The following is a 16,652-nucleotide window of genomic DNA, read 5'->3' as shown; positions in this document are numbered from 1 at the left end:
CGCTGCGCCCGACGCCCGGTTCCGACCGGTTCGCGTCGGGCGAGGCGGGTGGGAAGACCACCGCAGTTCACGTATCGTTTTGCGCGTGTCCGCCCAGCGATCCAGTTCGACGATGTCCCCGTTCGTGCTCGACATCCGATCCCTCGGACGTCGAGCCGGGACCATGACCCAGGTACACCGCACGGTGTCCTGCGATCACGCGATCGGTCTCGACCTCATCGGCATCCCCGCCGAGAGCGACATCGATCTCGACCTGAAACTCGAAGCGGTGTCCGAGGGTGTCCTGGTGACCGGCACCGTCAGCGGCGAGACCGCCGGACAGTGCGCCCGCTGTCTCGAGCCCCTCGGTGACACGGTGACCGTGTTCCTCACCGAGCTGTACGCCTACCCGGCCAGCACCACCGACAAGACGTCCGACGCCGATGACGTCCACCGCATCGCCGACGACCACATCGACCTCGAGCAGGCCGTGATCGACGCGATCGCTCTCGATCTGCCGATGGCCCCCCTGTGTCGGCCGGACTGCGCCGGTCTGTGCGCGGAATGCGGCGTACGCCTCGACGCCGCCGGACCCGACCACGGTCACGAGCTCATCGATCCCCGGTGGGCGGCGCTGAAGGGTTTCGCGACCACCCCCGACGCCATCACGGAGGAGACCGGGGGACAGGACGGCCCGGAGAGCGACCGATGAGCGACAACAGGGTCGTCACGTCCTCCGCCGCTCCCATGCCGGCGCTCATCGCCGATCCCGCCCCGTTGCTGGCGGCACTCGGGGTCGACATCGCGCCGCCGCTCCTGACCCTCGCGCTCACCCACCGGTCGTTCGCCTACGAGAACGGCGGGCTCCCGACCAACGAGCGCCTGGAGTTCCTCGGGGACTCCGTCCTGGGCGTGGTGGTCACCGAACAGCTCTACCTCACCCACCCCGACCGACCCGAGGGTGAGCTGGCGAAGATCCGCGCCAGCGTCGTCAACATGTACGCGCTCGCCGAGATCGCCCGCGGGCTCGGTGACGGCGGTCTCGGTCGTCACATCCTGCTCGGCCGCGGCGAGGAGATGACCGGCGGTCGCGACAAGGCCAGCATCCTGGCCGACGGCATGGAGTCGATCCTCGGTGCGCTGTACCTCGACCACGGATTCGAGACCGCACGCCGCGTCGTCCGAGCCCTCTTCGCCGCGTCGCTCGACCGTGCCGCCGTCGCCGGCGCCGGCCTCGACTGGAAGACCTCGCTGCAGGAGCTCACCGCGGCGCGTGGGCTCGGGGTGCCGGCGTACCGCATCACCTCCACCGGGCCCGATCACGACAAGGTGTTCACCGCTGTCGCCGTCGTCGCCGGGAGCGGCCACGGTGAGGGCACCGGGCGCACCAAGAAGGAAGCCGAGCAGAAGGCTGCCGCGGCCGCCTACGCCTCGCTGACGGCCGGGTCCGACGACGCCGCCGCGACAGGCGATTTCGTCGCACCCGCCGCACCGCCGGCCTGAGGTGCCCGAACTCCCCGAGGTCGAGGTCGTCCGTCGTGGGCTCGACGCGCACGTGGTCGGCCACGTCGTCGAGTCGGTGGCGGTGACCCACCCCCGGGCCGTGCGCCGTCACGTCGCCGGCGCCACGGATCTCACCGACGCGGTGGCGGGGACACGCGTCGTCGCGGCCCGTCGGCGCGGGAAGTACCTCTGGCTCGACGTCGCGGACGCCACCGCCCCGGCAGGAGCCCCCGCGGACCTCGCTGTCGTCGTGCACCTCGGCATGAGCGGGCAGATGCTCGTCTCCGACGTCGACGCTCCCGCGCAGAAGCATCTGCACATCCGTGCCCGTCTCGACGACGGGCAGGAGTTGCGCTTCGTCGACCAGCGCACGTTCGGGGGGTGGTTCCTCGACGAGCTGGTCGTCCCCGACGGCGGCGCGCGGACGGGCGACACGGTGCCGTCGTCGATCGCCCACATCGCGCGCGACCCGTTCGATCCCGCGTTCGACCGCCGCGCGGTGATCACCGCGTGGAGGGCCAAGCACACCGAGATCAAGCGCGCGTTGCTCGACCAGACGATCGTCAGCGGCGTCGGCAACATCTATGCCGACGAATCACTGTGGCGCAGCAAGATCCACGGGGCACGGATGACCGACGCCCTGGGTCCCCGGGTGCTGGGTCGCCTGCTCGACTCGGCGCGTGAGGTGATGGAGCAGGCTCTCGCGGTCGGCGGGACGTCATTCGACGCGCTCTACGTGAACGTGAACGGGCAGTCGGGGTACTTCGAGCGATCCCTCGACGCCTACGGCCGCGAGGGGAAACCGTGTCGCCGCTGCGGCACGCTGATGCGGCGCGAGCAGTTCATGAACCGCAGCTCGTTCAGCTGCCCGCGGTGCCAGGTCCGCCCGCGCGTCCCGCGGGACTGACCACCCGCGGAAGTCATTACTCCCGCGAATGATACCGCCCCCAGGTGTCGTCCCGGCGTGAAGATCCCGTCAAGACCCCAGGTCACGGTGTCGAAAGGGCGTTAACGCCGACGTCGGAGGCGCACGGGCGCGGCAGCATCGCCGATGCGAGCCGCCCGACCCGGGTGGCGCTGTCCTCAGGAGTGACCGACGTGGCGGACCTCGCCTTCGTGGCATTGATCCTCGTGCTGTTCGCGCTGTGCGCACTGACCCTGCGCGCCGTGGCGTCCCGGGTGTCGCGGTGACGCTCACCGGCACCACCACGGTGGTGGTGCTCGTCGTCGCCGCGGCCCTGGTGCTGTACCTCGTCGCCGCCCTGGTGTTCCCGGAGAGGTTCTGACGCCGCCGTGAATCCCGCGCTCGCCGCCACGCTGCAGGTCGGTGTGGTGGTCCTGATCCTCGCGTTGGCCTACGTCCCTCTTGGCGACCACATGGCCCGTGTCCTCACCTCGCAGCGCCACCTCCGCGTGGAGCGGCTGCTCTATCGCGTCGTCCGCGTCGACGCCTCTCGACCGCAGACCTGGGTCGGGTACACCGCGGCGGTGCTGGGCTTCTCACTCGTCGGCGTGCTGTTCCTCTATGCGCTGCAACGACTGCAGGCCGTCCTGCCGATGTCGGGCGGGCGACCGGACGTGCCCAGCGCGATGGCGTTCAACACCGCGGTCTCCTTCGTCACGAACACGAACTGGCAGTCCTACAGCCCCGAGACCGTCATGGGGAACCTGGTGCAGGCCGGTGGCCTCGCCGTGCAGAACTTCCTGTCCGCGGCCGTCGGCATCGCCGTGGCCGTCGCGCTGATCCGCGGCATCGTCGCCAAGACCGGTGGCGACGGACTCGGCAACTTCTGGGTCGACCTCGTCCGCGCGACGCTGCGCATCCTGCTCCCGCTCGCGGTGCTGTTCGCGATCCTGTTCCTCACGCAGGGTGTCGTGCAGTCGTTCCACTCCGGATTCGACTTCACCAACCTCGACGGGTCGACGGGCCATGCGGTGGTGGGGCCGTTCGCCTCCCAGGAGGCCATCAAGGAACTGGGTACCAACGGCGGCGGATCGCTGGCGACGAACTCGGCCCACCCGTTCGAGAACCCCACCCCGCTGAGCAACATCGCGCAGATCATCGCGATCCTGCTCATCCCGATCTGCCTGACCCGTACCTACTCGACGCTCGTGAAGGACCGTCGCCAGGGCCTGACCATCCTCGGCGTGATGGCAGCGCTGCTCACCGTGATCTTCGCGATCACCGCGTATTTCGAGCAGCACACGACCGGTGTCGCGGCGCGGGCCGCCGGCGCGATGATGGAGGGCAAAGAGCAGCGGTTCGGCATCCCCGGGTCGGTCCTCTACGCGGTCGCGACGACCGGCACGTCGACCGGCGCGGTGAACGCCCAGCACGACAGCTTCTCCGCGGCCGGTGGGGGAGCGCTGATCTGGAACATGCTGCTCGGCGAGGTCGCGCCCGGCGGTGTGGGCACCGGTCTGTACGGGATCCTGGTGCTCGCGGTGATCGCCGTCTTCGTCGGCGGGCTGCTCGTCGGACGCACACCGACGTTCCTGGGCAAGAAGATCGGGCAACGGGAAATCACCATGGCGGCGCTGTCGATCCTGGTGATGCCGGCGCTGGTCCTCGTCGGCACGGGCATCACCATGACGCTGTCGTCGACGACCGGATTCCAGGGCAACAGCGGCGATCCCGGATCCCCACAGTCGGTGCACGGCTACTCGGAGGTGTTGTACGCCTTCGCCTCCGCGGCCAACAACAACGGCAGCGCGTTCGGCGGCCTCACCGTCACCAGCGACTGGTTCCAGACGTCCCTGGCCGTCGCGATGATGCTGGGCCGGTTCCTGCCCATCGTCTTCACCCTCGCGCTCGCCGGTCTGCTCGCCCGGCAACGCCCGGCCGCGTCGTCGACGGCGACGCTGCCGACCCATGGACTCCTGTTCGGCGGACTGCTCTTCGGCACCGTGGTGCTCGTCGCCGGACTCACCTTCTTCCCGGCCCTGGCGCTGGGACCGATCGCGGAGGCGATGCAGTGACCGTCACCCTGGAGTCCGGCACCCCTGAGCCGGGCACCCCCGAGCCCGGGAATGACACGCCCCCGGCCGATCTCGCGGGCCACGGCTCGTTCTCCCCGCGGTCTCTCGTGACCGCGCTGCCGGACGCCGTGCGGGCCCTGACGCCGCGCAAGCAGGTCCGCAACCCGGTCATGTTCGTGGTCTTCGTCGGCTCGATCGTGACGACGATCCTTGCGATCGTGCGGCCCTCGGTGTTCGCCTGGGCCATCGCGTTCTGGCTCTGGTTCACCGTCGTGTTCGCCAACCTCGCCACCGCGGTCGCCGAGGGGCGCGGCAAGGCGCAGGCCGAGAGCCTGCGGAAGGTCAAGCGCGACACGATCGCCCGCCGCCTCGAGGCCGACGGGTCGACCGTCGAGGTGTCGGGGTCGGACCTGGCCATCGGCGACCGCATCGTCGTCGAGGCCGGCGAGACCATCGCCGGCGACGGGGACGTCGTCGAGGGCATCGCGACCGTCGACGAGTCGGCGATCACGGGCGAGTCCGCACCCGTCGTGCGCGAATCCGGTGGCGACCGCTGCGCTGTGACCGGCGGGACCGTCGTCCTGTCCGACCGCATCGTCGTGCAGATCAGCACCCGACCGGGGGAGTCGTTCGTCGACCGGATGATCGCGCTCGTCGAGGGCGCGTCGCGGAAGAAGACGCCCAACGAGATCGCCTTGGACATCCTGCTCGCGAGCCTGACGATCATCTTCCTGCTCGCCGTCGTCGCGATCGGCCCGGTCCAGCAGTACGGCGGGTCCACGCCCGACCCGATCAAGTTGATCGCCCTGCTGGTGTGCCTCATCCCGACGACCATCGGTGCGCTGCTGTCCTCGATCGGCATCGCCGGGATGGACCGCCTGGTCCAGCGCAACGTGCTTGCGATGTCGGGGCGTGCGGTGGAGGCCGCCGGCGACATCGACACCCTGCTGATGGACAAGACCGGCACCATCACGTTCGGCAACCGTCGCGCCACCGCGGTGGTCCCCGCGCCGGACGTGACCGTCGACGAGATCGCCCTGGCCGCATGCCGATCGAGCCTGGGCGACGACACCCCCGAGGGACGCAGCATCGTCGAGTTCTGCGCCCGGACGCACGGCGTCGACGTCGAGGCGGTCCGTCCGGAACCGGGGTCGGCGACGCTCGTCCCGTTCACCGCGCAGACGCGGATGAGCGGACTCGACCTCGCCGAGGGTGTCGCCCTGCGCAAGGGCGCCGCGGACGCCGTGATCTCGTGGGCCCGCTCCACCGGCGCGAGCGTCCCGACCCAGGTGTCCGACGCCGTCGACGAGATCGCCGCCGGCGGTGGCACACCACTGGTCGTCGGCGAGCGCCGACGGGACGGACAGGTCCGCGTCCTCGGTGTGATCGCCCTGTCCGACGTCGTCAAACCCGGCATGGCACAACGCTTCGCGCAGTTGCGGGCCATGGGCATCCGCACGGTGATGGTGACCGGCGACAACCCGCGCACCGCCGCGGCGATCGCGGCGCAGGCCGGCGTCGACGACGTCATCTCCGAGGCCACACCCGAGGACAAGCTCGAGGTCATCCGGTCCGAGCAGGCCGCGGGCAAGCTCGTCGCGATGACGGGCGACGGCACCAACGACGCCCCCGCGCTCGCACAGGCGGACGTGGGTCTGGCGATGAACACCGGTACGTCGGCCGCCAAGGAGGCCGGCAACATGGTCGACCTCGACTCCGACCCGACCAAGCTGATCGACGTGGTCGCGATCGGCAAACAGCTGCTGATCACCCGGGGCGCCTTGACCACGTTCTCGCTGGCCAACGACCTCGCCAAGTACTTCGCGATCCTGCCCGCTCTGTTCAGCGGCATCTACCCGCAGCTCGACGGGCTGAACGTCATGCGGTTGCACTCCGCGCAGTCGGCGATCACCTCGGCGGTGATCTTCAACGCGCTCATCATCATCGCGCTGATCCCGCTGTCGCTGCGCGGTGTCGCCTACCGGCCCTCGTCGGCGTCGCGGCTGCTCGGTCGCAACCTGCTCGTCTACGGGGTCGGTGGTGTCATCTCGCCGTTCGTCGGCATCTGGCTGATCGATCTCGTCGTCCGATTCATCCCGGGAATGGGGTAGTGGTGCTCGTCCTCAAGCAGGTGATCCGCCAGTCGATCGTGGGTCTCGCGGTCCTCGTTGCGCTCACCGTCGTCGTCGGCGTCGCGTATCCCGCTGTCGTGTGGGGTGTCTCACGCATCGCGCCCGGCGGCCCGGAGGGATCGACGGTCACCGACCGCGCCGGCTGCCCGGTCGGGTCGGCGTTGCTCGGCATCGACCCACGTCCCGCCACGGGTGCGCCCGATCCGTATCTGCACGCCCGCGTCGTCGGGTCCGACGACGACCCGTTCGCGCCCGGCGACCCGTCGGCATCGGCGGCGAGCCAACAGGGTCCGTCGAGCGAGATGCTGGCGCAGTGGATCCGGACGCGCCGCGCTGCGATCGCCGTCCGTGAGGGCGTGCCGCCCGATCAGGTCCCGGTCGACGCGGTCACCGGGTCCGGATCGGGCCTCGACCCCGACATCAGCCCCGCCTACGCGGCCATCCAGGTGGCGCGGATCGCGCGGGTGACCGGCAGGACGCCCGCCGAGGTCCGCGCCGTGATCGCGGACAACACCGACGGCCGACAGCTGGGGTTCCTCGGTCAGCCGGTCGTGAACGTCCTCGGCGTCAACCGGGGGCTCGGTCTCACCGCCCCGGGATGCGGGTAGCGCAGCGTGACCTCCCCGGCGCAGGATCGGGCGGTGCCCGCCCCGCAGACCTCGTCCCGTGACGCCGAGCGCCGCGGCACGCTGCAGATCTTCCTCGGGTGCGCGCCCGGCGTCGGCAAGACCTACGAGATGCTCGCCCAGGCGAGGACGCTGCTCGCAGAGGGGTCCGACGTCGTCGCGGCGATCGTCGAGACCCACGGCCGCAGTGCGACCGCGCAGATGGCGGTCGGGTTCGAGACCGTCCCGACCCGGGCGGTCGAGCACCGCGGGACGGTGCTGCACGAGCTCGACGTCGAGGCGGTCCTCGCCCGGCGACCCGACGTGGTCCTCGTCGACGAACTGGCCCACACCAACGCGCCGGGTCTGCGGAACAGCAAGCGGTGGGAGGACATCCGCGATCTCGTCGACGCCGGCATCGACGTCCTCTCGACGGTCAACATCCAGCACCTCGAGAGCCTCAACGACGTCGTCGCGCAGATCACCGGTGTCACACAGAAGGAGACCGTCCCCGACGAGGTGGTGCGCGCCGCGGACGCCATCGAGCTCGTCGACATCGCGCCGGAGGCGCTGCGTCGGCGACTGGCCGCGGGCAAGGTCTACGCCGGCGACCGCATCCAGGGGGCGCTGGTCAACTACTTCCGACAGGGCAACCTCACGGCCCTGCGCGAACTGGCCCTGCTGTGGCTCGCCGACCGTGTCGAGGACTCCCTGGCCGACTACCGCGAGCAGCACGCCATCACCGCGACCTGGGAGACCCGCGAGCGCGTGGTGGTGGCGGTGACCGGCGGCCCCGAATCGGCGACGCTGCTGCGGCGGGCGAGCCGGATCGCGTCACGGTCCAGTGCCGAACTCATCGCGGTGCACGTCGTGCGCGGAGACGGCCTCCTCGACCGGTTGTCGGGGGAGTTGCCCTCTCTGGCCGAGCTCGCCGAGGGTGTCGGTGCCCGGATCCACACCGCCGTCGGCGATTCCATCGCCGAGACACTCCTGGACTTCGCGCGCGGTGTGAACGCCACCCAGCTCGTCCTGGGCACGTCACGCAGGTCCCGGTGGGAACGCCTGGTGTCGGAGGGGACCGGCGCGGCCGTCGTCCGGATGTCGGGCAAGATCGACGTCCACATGGTGACCCACGAACAGGCCCGGCGCCGCAACCCCCTCGACATCCGACGAAGCCGGTTCCACCGACCGCTGACGTGGGTGTTCGCCGTCGTGGTGCCGTGGGCCGCCGCAGCGGTCATGGTCTGGGCGGACCGGTGGATGGGGTTCGCCACCGAGACGGCCGTGTTCTTCCTGGTGGTGCTCGCGATCTCGCTGCTCGGCGGGATCGCACCGGCCGCGCTGACGGCGATCGTGTCGGGGTTGCTGCTCAACTACTTCTTCACCGATCCGCGCTACAGCTTCACCATCGACAACGCCGAGAACGCCTCGACGATCATCGTCCTGCTGGTCGTGGCGGTCGCCGTGGCGGCCCTGGTGGACTCGGCCGCACGCCGTCGTCGAGAGGCGACCCGCGCGGCGGCCGAGGCCGAACTCCTCACGACGTTCGCCGGCGCGGTGCTCAGCGGTACGAGCCCGACCCGACTGCTCGACCTCGTCCGCGAGACCTTCGACCAGACCTCGGTGTCGGTGGTCCGTCTGACACCCGACGCCCTTCCTGTGGTCGAGAACGCCGTCGGTACCGATCCCCCCACCCGCCCCGGCGATGCCGACACGGTCTGCACCGTCGCCTCGGGCGAATACGCGTTGCTCCTGCGTGGTCCCGCCCCGACCGGGCGCGACCGGCGCGTCCTCACCGCGGTGGCCACGCAGGCGGCCGGTGTGGTGGAGCGGCGTCGCCTCGCCGAGGCGGCGTCGGAGGCGCGCGCTCTCAGCGAGACCGACAGACTCCGCCGGGCGCTGCTCTCGGCCGTCAGTCACGACCTGCGCACCCCGCTGGCCGCGGTGAAGGCCGCCGCGTCCAGCCTGCGCAGCACCGACGTCTCCTTCTCGGCCGAGGACACCGCCGAACTCCTCGCCACCATCGAGGAGTCGACCGATCACCTCACCGCGATCGTCGGCAACCTGCTCGACTCCTCCCGCCTGGCCGCCGGTGTGGTGCGCCCCCAGATGCGGCACGTCTACCTCGGTGAGGTCGTCGGCCGCGTGCTGGTGGGGATGGCCAGCTACGCGACCACGGCCACCGAGCGCGTCCGCGTCGAGGGCGGGAACACCCTGGTGTGTGCCGACCCGGTCCTGCTGGAACGGGTGCTGGCCAACCTGATCGACAACGCCCTGCGGCACTCGGGTGACGCCACCGTCACCGTCGCGGCGCGGACCGACGACGCCGACACCGCGTCCGGCGACACCGCGACGAGCGGTGCCCGCGTGCGGGTCCTCGTCGTCGACCACGGCATCGGTATCGACGAGGCCGACCGCGCGTCGGTGCTGGCCGCCTTCCACCGACTCGGTGACCAGAACGCGAGTTCCGGGGTGGGTCTCGGGTTGTCGGTGGCCGCGGGGTTCACCGAGGCCATGGGTGGTCGACTCGAGGTGGTCGAGACCCCCGGCGGCGGTTCGACGATGGTTGTCGACCTCCCGGCCGACGGGGTCGGCGACGGTGTGGTCCCGGACGACGCGGACGGGGGTCGCGATGTCGCAGCCGCCGGCTCCTGAGCCCGTGCGCGTCCTCGTCGTCGACGACGAGCCGCAGATCCTGCGCGCGCTCCGGATCAACCTGCGGGCGCGCGGTTTCGAGGTCACCACGGCCTCGACCGGGACCGGCGCGCTGCGGGCCGCGGCACAGACCGATCCGCAGGTGGTGATCCTCGACCGCGGACTGCCCGACATGGACGGCATGTCGGTGCTGTCGGGCCTGCGCGGGTGGACCTCGGTGCCGGTGATCGTGCTCTCGGCCCGCGTCGACTCCGCCGACAAGGTCGACGCGCTCGACGCCGGTGCCGACGACTACATCACCAAGCCGTTCGGGATGGAGGAGTTGCTCGCCCGGCTGCGCGCGGCGGTCCGCCGGGCCGCGGCACCCGCGCCGGGTGTCGAGGTGCCCGTCGTCGACGCCGGCTCGTTCGTCGTCGACCTGACCGCGAAGATGGTCACCCGGGACGGCGAGCCGGTGCACCTGACACCCACCGAGTGGGGTGTGCTCGAGATGTTGGTCCGCAACGAGGGGAAGTTGGTGGGGCAACGCGAACTGCTCCACGAGGTGTGGGGTCCGTCGTACCACTCGCAGACGCACTATCTCCGGGTCTACCTCGCGGGGCTGCGTCGCAAGCTCGAGCCCGACCCGGCGCACCCCCGCCACCTGCTCACCGAGGCCGGGATGGGGTACCGCTTCGTCCGGTGAGACCGCGGCGGGACCGCCGGAATCGCCGCCGCCGACGGCGTGTTCACTGCTGGTATGACCGTCGAGAACACCCCCGCAGCGACACCCGCACCCACCGACCTCTGGGTGGAACGCACCGGGACCCGGCTCTACACCGGCCACAGCTCGCGCGGCGCGTCGGTGCAGATCGGATCGGTCGACGTCGACGGGGTCTTCACACCCGGCGAGCTGCTCAAGATCGCCCTCGCCGCGTGCACCGGGATGAGCTCGGACGCCACGCTCGCCCGGCGCCTCGGCGACGACTACGCCGCCACCGTGCGCGTCTCCGGCGACGCCGACCGCGAGAACGAGGTCTACCCGCGGCTCGAGGAGTCCCTCGAACTCGACCTGTCCGGCCTCGACGCGACCGCGCTCGAGCGGCTCCTGACCGTGGTCCGACGCTCGGTCGACGCCAGCTGCACCGTCGGTCGCACCCTGAAGGCGGGGACGACGGTCGATCTCGACATCCCCGTCGGGGACGCCGCGCGGTGACCGACCCGGCCGCGGTGCGACTGACCGCCTGGGTCCACGGCCACGTCCAGGGCGTCGGGTTCCGGTGGTGGACACGGTCGAGGGCGCTCGAGCTGGGGCTGACCGGCTACGCCGCGAATCAGGCCGACGGGAGGGTGCTCGTGGTCGCCGAGGGCTCCATAGAGGACACCGTGGCGCTGCTCGCGTGGCTGCGCGGAGGACAGACCCCTGGCCGTGTCGACCTCGTCGTCGACGACACCCGACCGGCGACCGGGGAGTTCACCGGGTTCGTCGAACGCTGACGTCCGGCACGGGTTGGTCACCCGGGGTGCGCCCCGGCGATTACCCTCTACCGTCGTGCACCTCAAGAGCCTGACGTTGAAGGGATTCAAGTCCTTCGCGTCGGCCACCACCCTGCGCTTCGAGCCGGGGATCACCTGCGTCGTGGGCCCGAACGGCTCCGGTAAGTCCAACGTCGTGGACGCCCTGAGCTGGGTGATGGGGGAGCAGGGCGCGAAGGCCCTGCGCGGCGGCAAGATGGAGGACGTCATCTTCGCCGGCACGTCCGGTCGCCAGCCGCTGGGTCGCGCCGAGGTGACGCTCACCATCGACAACGCCGACGGCGCGCTGCCCATCGACTACTCCGAGGTGTCGGTGACGCGGCGGATGTTCCGCGACGGCGCCGGCGAGTACGAGATCAACGGCAGCTCGTGCCGCCTGATGGACGTGCAGGAACTGTTGAGCGACTCCGGCATCGGTCGCGAGATGCACGTCATCGTCGGCCAGGGTCGTCTGTCGGCGATCCTCGAGTCCCGGCCCGAGGACCGTCGCGCCTTCATCGAGGAGGCCGCCGGTGTCCTCAAGCACCGCAAGCGCAAAGAGAAGGCGGTCCGCAAGCTCGAGTCGATGCAGGCGAACCTCGCGCGGCTGACCGATCTCACCGACGAACTGCGTCGTCAGCTCAAGCCGCTCGGTCGCCAGGCCGAGGTCGCCCGGCGTGCCCAGACCGTGCAGGCCGATCTGCGCGACGCGCGCCTGCGTCTCGCCGCCGACGACCTCGTCACGCTCCGGGCGTCGCGGGCCGACCGGGATGCCGTCGAGGCATCCATCCGCGAACGGTCCGACGCGGTCGCCGCCGCGCTCGACGCCGCCACCGCGGAGATGACCGGACACGAGGAGAAGGTCGCCGCGATCGCGCCCGCCGCGCAGGCCGCCGCCGCGAGCTGGTTCCGCCTGTCCGCCCTCGCCGAACGCATCGACGCCACCCGGCGGGTCGCGGCGGAGCGCTCCCGACATCTCGCCGAGCCCGTGGTGGTCGAGACCGGGCGCGACCCCGACGAGCTCGAGGCGGCGGCCGAGGCGGCCGCCGAGGACGAGGAGATCCGCGCCGAGGCACTCGAGGTCGCCCAGGACAGCCTGGAGACGGCCCGCGCGACACTGCTCGCCGCGGAGTCCGTCGCGACCGAGGCCGAACGCGCGCACCTCGCGGCCGTGCGGGCCGTCGCCGATCGGCGTGAGGGCCTGGTCCGACTGGAGGGCCAGGTGACGACACTGGCCGCCCGCGTCGAGTCGGCGCAGGCCGAGGACACCCGGTTGTCGGAGGCGATCGTCGAGGCGACCCAGCGCGCCCAGGAGGCGCAGGCCGAGTTCGACACCGTCCAGGCGCGTGTCCCCGAGCTCGACGCCACCGAGCGTGGTCTGGACGAGCACCACGAACGCACCGTGGCCGCGGTCGACGCGGCCGACGCCCGGGTCCGGGAACTGCAGGCCGCAGAACGGGCCGCCGAGCAGCAGGTGGCGTCGCTGACCGCGCGGATCGAGGCGTTGACCACGGGTTTGAGCCGTCGCGATGGTGGGGCGTGGTTGCTGTCCGGCACGGACGGCCCGCCCGAGGGACTCCGGGGAGCCCTGGCCGACGTCCTGCGCATCGAACCGGGCTACGAGGCCGCCGTCGCCGCCGCACTGGGTCCCGCCGAGGACGCCGTCGCAGCCACCGACCACACCGCGGCCCAGTCCGCGCTGCGCCGGCTCAAGGAGGCCGACGCCGGGCGTGCCGCGCTCGTCGTCGGGGGGATGCCCCGGCACCGACCGGAGCTGTCGCCGCCGCCCGGGTGCCGCCGGGTCGCCGATCTCGTGACCGCTCCCGACGACCTGCAGGGGTCGATGGACCTTCTGCTGGCGCAGACCGTCGTCGCCGACGACCTGCCGACCGCGGCCCGCATCGCGCGCGAAGCCCACGACCGCGGCGACCGGTGGACCGTTGTCACCCGCGACGGTGACGTCGTGGGACCCGGCTGGATCAGCGGAGGGTCCGACCGTCGACCGTCGGCGCTCGAGCTGCAGGCCGAGATCGACTCGGCGCAGGCCGATCTCGTCATCGCGCGCCATCGCGGCGAGGAGTTGTCCGCCGCGCTGTCGGGAGCTCTGGCCGACCAGGACGTGCGCCGCCGCGCCGCCGACGACGCGGTCACCGCGTTGCACGAGTCCGACGCCGCCGTCGGGGCCGTCTACGAGCAGCTCGCGCGGCTGGGCCAGGCCGTCCGCGCCGCGCACGGCGAGGCCGAGCGCCTGAGCATGCGTCGCGCGGCGGTCGAGTCGAACCGGGCGGCGGCGATCGCCGAGCTCGCCGAGATGGAGCAGCGACTGCAGGCCGCCCGCGTCGATCCCGACGACCACGTCACCGACACCGGCGCCGACGCCGAACGCGCCGCGGCGGCGGCGGCCGTCGCCCAGGCGCGCTCGGAGGAGACCGATGCGCGTCTCGCCGTGCGCACGGCCGAGGAGCGGCTGGCCGCGGTCCGCGGCCGCGCTGACCAGTTGCGTCGGTCGGCGGCCGCGGAACGCGAGTCACGGGCACGCGCCGAACGCCAGAACGCCTCGCGTGCACATGCCGCCGAGGTGGCGTCCGCCGTCGTCGCCGCCTGCGACGAGGTCGACAGCCGGTTGAGGATCGCGGTCACCGCCGCGCAGGCCGCCCGCGACCGCCTCGAGACGGCCCGGACCGAGCGCAGCGCACTGCTCGACGTCGCGCGACGTCGCGTGGCGGAGCTGACCGCGGAACTGTCGACCCTGCGCGACAAGCTGCACGCCGACGAGGTGGCGGGCGCCCAACTCGCGCTGCGCGTGGAACAGCTCGAGGCCCAGATCACCGAGACGTGGTCGATCGGCCTCGACGACCTCGTCGCCGAGTACGGACCCGATGTCGCGTTGCCGCCGAGCGCGCTGGAGATCGCCGAGTACGAGCAGGCCCGCGAGCGCGGCGAGATCGTCGTGGCGCCGGCACCCATGCCGTACGACCGCGCCGCGCAGGAGCGGCGGGCCAAGGCCGCCCAGCGCGACCTGACCGCACTGGGCAAGGTGAACCCGCTCGCGCTCGAGGAGTTCGCCGCCCTCGAGGAGCGCTACACGTTCCTCTCGACGCAGCTCGAGGACGTGCGCAGCGCCCGCCGGGACCTGCTCGACGTCGTCGCCGACGTCGACGAGACCATCCTGCGCGTGTTCACCGAGGCCTACGCGGACGTCGAACGCGAGTTCGTCGAGGTGTTCCGGACGCTGTTCCCCGGCGGTGAGGGGCGACTGATCCTCACCGACCCGTCGGACATGCTGGCCACGGGTATCGAGGTCGAGGCGCGGCCCCCGGGCAAGAAGGTCAAGCGCCTGTCGCTGCTGTCCGGTGGCGAGAAGTCGCTGACGGCGATCGCGATGCTGGTCGCGATCTTCCGGGCCCGACCGTCCCCGTTCTACGTCATGGACGAGGTCGAGGCGGCGCTCGACGACACCAACCTGCGGCGCCTGATCCGGCTGTTCGAACAGCTTCGGGAGCGGTCGCAGCTCATCGTCATCACCCACCAGAAGCCGACGATGGAGATCGCCGACGCCCTCTACGGCGTGAGCATGCAGGGCGACGGCATCACCACGGTGATCTCGCAGCGGCTGCGCGGCATCGAGACCGGAGCTGCCGCCCGCTGACGTCGCACACCGGGCGCGGTTGACACAATGAACCGGTGAGCACCGAACTGATCGTCGTCATCGCCGTCGCGGTCGTCGCGGTCCTGCTGATCGCCCTCGTCGTCGGCCTCGTCATCGGCCGTCGACGTCGTGTCTCGTTGCGACAGGCCGACACCGAGACCGCGCCGCGCGAGGTCGACCGCTCCGGCGCCTACCGCGCCGGCGGAGGCTTCTCGTTCACCCAGGGCGGTGACACGGCGACCGTCGACGCCCCGCCTGCGGAGCCGGGCCCCACCACCGGCGGCGACGTGCTCCCCGAGCGCACGGACACCGACGGACAGCCGCGTGTCGGCGACGACGCGTCGATCCCACGGGACGCGCCCAAGCGGTCCTTCACCGACCTGTCGCTGCCGGAGACCGACGTCCCCGCACCCGGCTCGACCGAACCGCAGGTCTCCCAGCCGCTGCCCGAGACCCCGCCCGTCGTCGAACGGCCGTCGGTGCCCGACGACATCGTCACCGTCCCCGACGACGCCGCCACGCTCGACGAGCAGATCCCACACCGCGACGTCATCGATCCCGTCGAGGGGCGGCTCACCCGGCTGCGCGGGCGGCTCGCGCGGTCACAGTCGACCTTCGGCAAGGGCATGCTCGGACTGCTCGGCGGCGGCGACCTCGACGAGGAGTCCTGGGAGGAGGTCGAGGACATCCTCCTCGGCGCCGACCTGGGGTCCGCGACGACGACAGCGATCGTCGACCGACTGCGGACCGGTCTCGCGGAGGCATCGGTGCGCACACCCGCCGGAGCGCGCGAGGTCCTGCGGACGGTCCTCGTCGACGAGCTGATCCCCTCGATGGACCGGTCGATCCGGGCGCTGCCCCACGCCGGCAACCCCGCCGTGCTGCTGGTCGTCGGCGTGAACGGCACCGGCAAGACCACCACCGTCGGCAAGCTCGCGCGGGTCCTCGTCGCCGACGGTCGCCGGGTGCTGCTCGGCGCGGCCGACACCTTCCGGGCCGCAGCCGCCGACCAGCTGCAGACCTGGGGCGAGCGCGTCGGCGCCCCGACCGTGCGGGGCAAGGAGGGTGCCGACCCCGCGTCGGTCGCCTTCGAGGCTGTGGCGAGCGGGGTGGCCGACGGCGTCGACGTCGTCGTGATCGACACCGCCGGACGACTGCACACCAAGACCGGCCTGATGGACGAGCTGGGCAAGGTCAAGCGGGTCGTGGAGAAGAAGGCCACCGTCGACGAGGTGCTCCTCGTGCTCGACGCCACCACCGGCCAGAACGGGCTCACGCAGGCGAAGGTGTTCGCCGACGTCGTCGACATCTCCGGCGTCGTGCTCACCAAGCTCGACGGCACGGCGAAGGGCGGGATCGTCTTCCGCGTCCAGCGTGAGCTCGGTGTGCCCGTGAAGCTGGTCGGACTGGGGGAGGGTGCCGACGATCTGGCCCCGTTCGAACCGGCCGCCTTCGTCGACGCACTGCTCGGCTGACCCCCACGGCGGCTGGTTAGCCGCCCGAACGTGTTCGGTGACCTGCGGCGATACATGGACGTCATCTGGGTGGTCGTTCCGTTCACACCCGGGAAACATGGCATAGCCATCGACGAAACATGGGGATAGCAACCTCGTCGCAGATCGAAGCCGGACACCCATGTGGGTCCTCCGGTGTGAC

Annotated in this window: 13 protein-coding genes; all 13 read left to right on the top strand. The window is 71.5% G+C overall.

The annotated features are described in order from the left end of the window. Positions 1–112: 112 nt before the first annotated feature. The 13 genes from LX14_RS16615 to ftsY all read left to right on the top strand — a co-directional run bounded on the left by LX14_RS16615 (position 113) and on the right by ftsY (position 16,471). Positions 113–691: a YceD family protein gene (locus LX14_RS16615; RefSeq protein WP_253648591.1), complete on the top strand. Its 579-nt coding sequence runs from the start codon at positions 113–115 to the stop codon at positions 689–691. Positions 692–726: 35 nt separating this feature from the next. Beyond that, positions 727–1,482: a ribonuclease III gene (gene rnc, locus LX14_RS16610; RefSeq protein ID WP_253648590.1), complete on the top strand. Its 756-nt coding sequence runs from the start codon at positions 727–729 to the stop codon at positions 1,480–1,482. Position 1,483: 1 nt separating this feature from the next. Continuing rightward, positions 1,484–2,389 carry a bifunctional DNA-formamidopyrimidine glycosylase/DNA-(apurinic or apyrimidinic site) lyase gene (mutM, locus tag LX14_RS16605; protein WP_253648432.1) on the top strand — a complete coding sequence of 302 codons (906 nt, stop codon included), beginning with the start codon at positions 1,484–1,486 and terminating at the stop codon, positions 2,387–2,389. Positions 2,390–2,669: 280 nt separating this feature from the next. Continuing rightward, a complete protein-coding gene (locus tag LX14_RS16600) occupies positions 2,670–2,768 on the top strand; it encodes a potassium-transporting ATPase subunit F (RefSeq protein WP_253648431.1) in 99 nt (32 codons plus the stop codon). A 7-nt stretch (positions 2,769–2,775) separates the two neighbouring features. Next, entirely contained in the window at positions 2,776–4,461 is a 1,686-nt protein-coding gene (kdpA, locus tag LX14_RS16595; protein ID WP_253648430.1) for a potassium-transporting ATPase subunit KdpA, read from the top strand. Further along, entirely contained in the window at positions 4,458–6,572 is a 2,115-nt protein-coding gene (gene kdpB, locus LX14_RS16590) for a potassium-transporting ATPase subunit KdpB (RefSeq protein WP_372505414.1), read from the top strand. The genes kdpA and kdpB overlap by 4 nt, the downstream gene beginning before the upstream one ends. A gap of 2 nt (positions 6,573–6,574) precedes the next feature. Further along, on the top strand, positions 6,575–7,201 hold the full coding sequence (locus LX14_RS16585; RefSeq protein WP_253648429.1) for a potassium-transporting ATPase subunit C: 627 nt from the start codon (positions 6,575–6,577) through the stop codon (positions 7,199–7,201). Positions 7,202–7,234: 33 nt separating this feature from the next. Then, positions 7,235–9,853, top strand: a complete 2,619-nt coding sequence (locus tag LX14_RS16580; RefSeq protein WP_253648428.1) for a sensor histidine kinase — start codon at positions 7,235–7,237, stop codon at positions 9,851–9,853. Further along, positions 9,831–10,538, top strand: a complete 708-nt coding sequence (locus LX14_RS16575) for a response regulator (RefSeq protein ID WP_253648427.1) — start codon at positions 9,831–9,833, stop codon at positions 10,536–10,538. Before LX14_RS16580 ends, LX14_RS16575 begins: the two co-directional genes overlap by 23 nt. Before the next feature lie 54 nt (positions 10,539–10,592). Further along, positions 10,593–11,048, top strand: coding sequence for an OsmC family protein (locus LX14_RS16570; protein ID WP_253648426.1), 456 nt, complete (start codon positions 10,593–10,595; stop codon positions 11,046–11,048). Beyond that, the gene (locus LX14_RS16565; RefSeq protein ID WP_253648425.1) at positions 11,045–11,329 is read left to right on the top strand and encodes an acylphosphatase; all 285 of its coding nucleotides are present in this window, start codon (positions 11,045–11,047) and stop codon (positions 11,327–11,329) included. Before LX14_RS16570 ends, LX14_RS16565 begins: the two co-directional genes overlap by 4 nt. Before the next feature lie 55 nt (positions 11,330–11,384). Next, on the top strand, positions 11,385–14,996 hold the full coding sequence (smc, locus tag LX14_RS16560) for a chromosome segregation protein SMC (RefSeq protein WP_253648424.1): 3,612 nt from the start codon (positions 11,385–11,387) through the stop codon (positions 14,994–14,996). A 35-nt stretch (positions 14,997–15,031) separates the two neighbouring features. Beyond that, positions 15,032–16,471 (top strand): signal recognition particle-docking protein FtsY, encoded by a 1,440-nt coding sequence (gene ftsY / locus LX14_RS16555; RefSeq protein WP_253648423.1) that lies wholly within the window; start codon positions 15,032–15,034, stop codon positions 16,469–16,471. Positions 16,472–16,652: the final 181 nt, after the last annotated feature.

Source organism: Williamsia deligens (genome assembly GCF_024171765.1).
GTDB lineage: Bacteria > Actinomycetota > Actinomycetes > Mycobacteriales > Mycobacteriaceae > Williamsia_A > Williamsia_A deligens.
The sequence above is the reverse complement of the archived record's forward strand: the minus strand, read 5'-3'. Positions and strand labels throughout refer to the sequence as shown.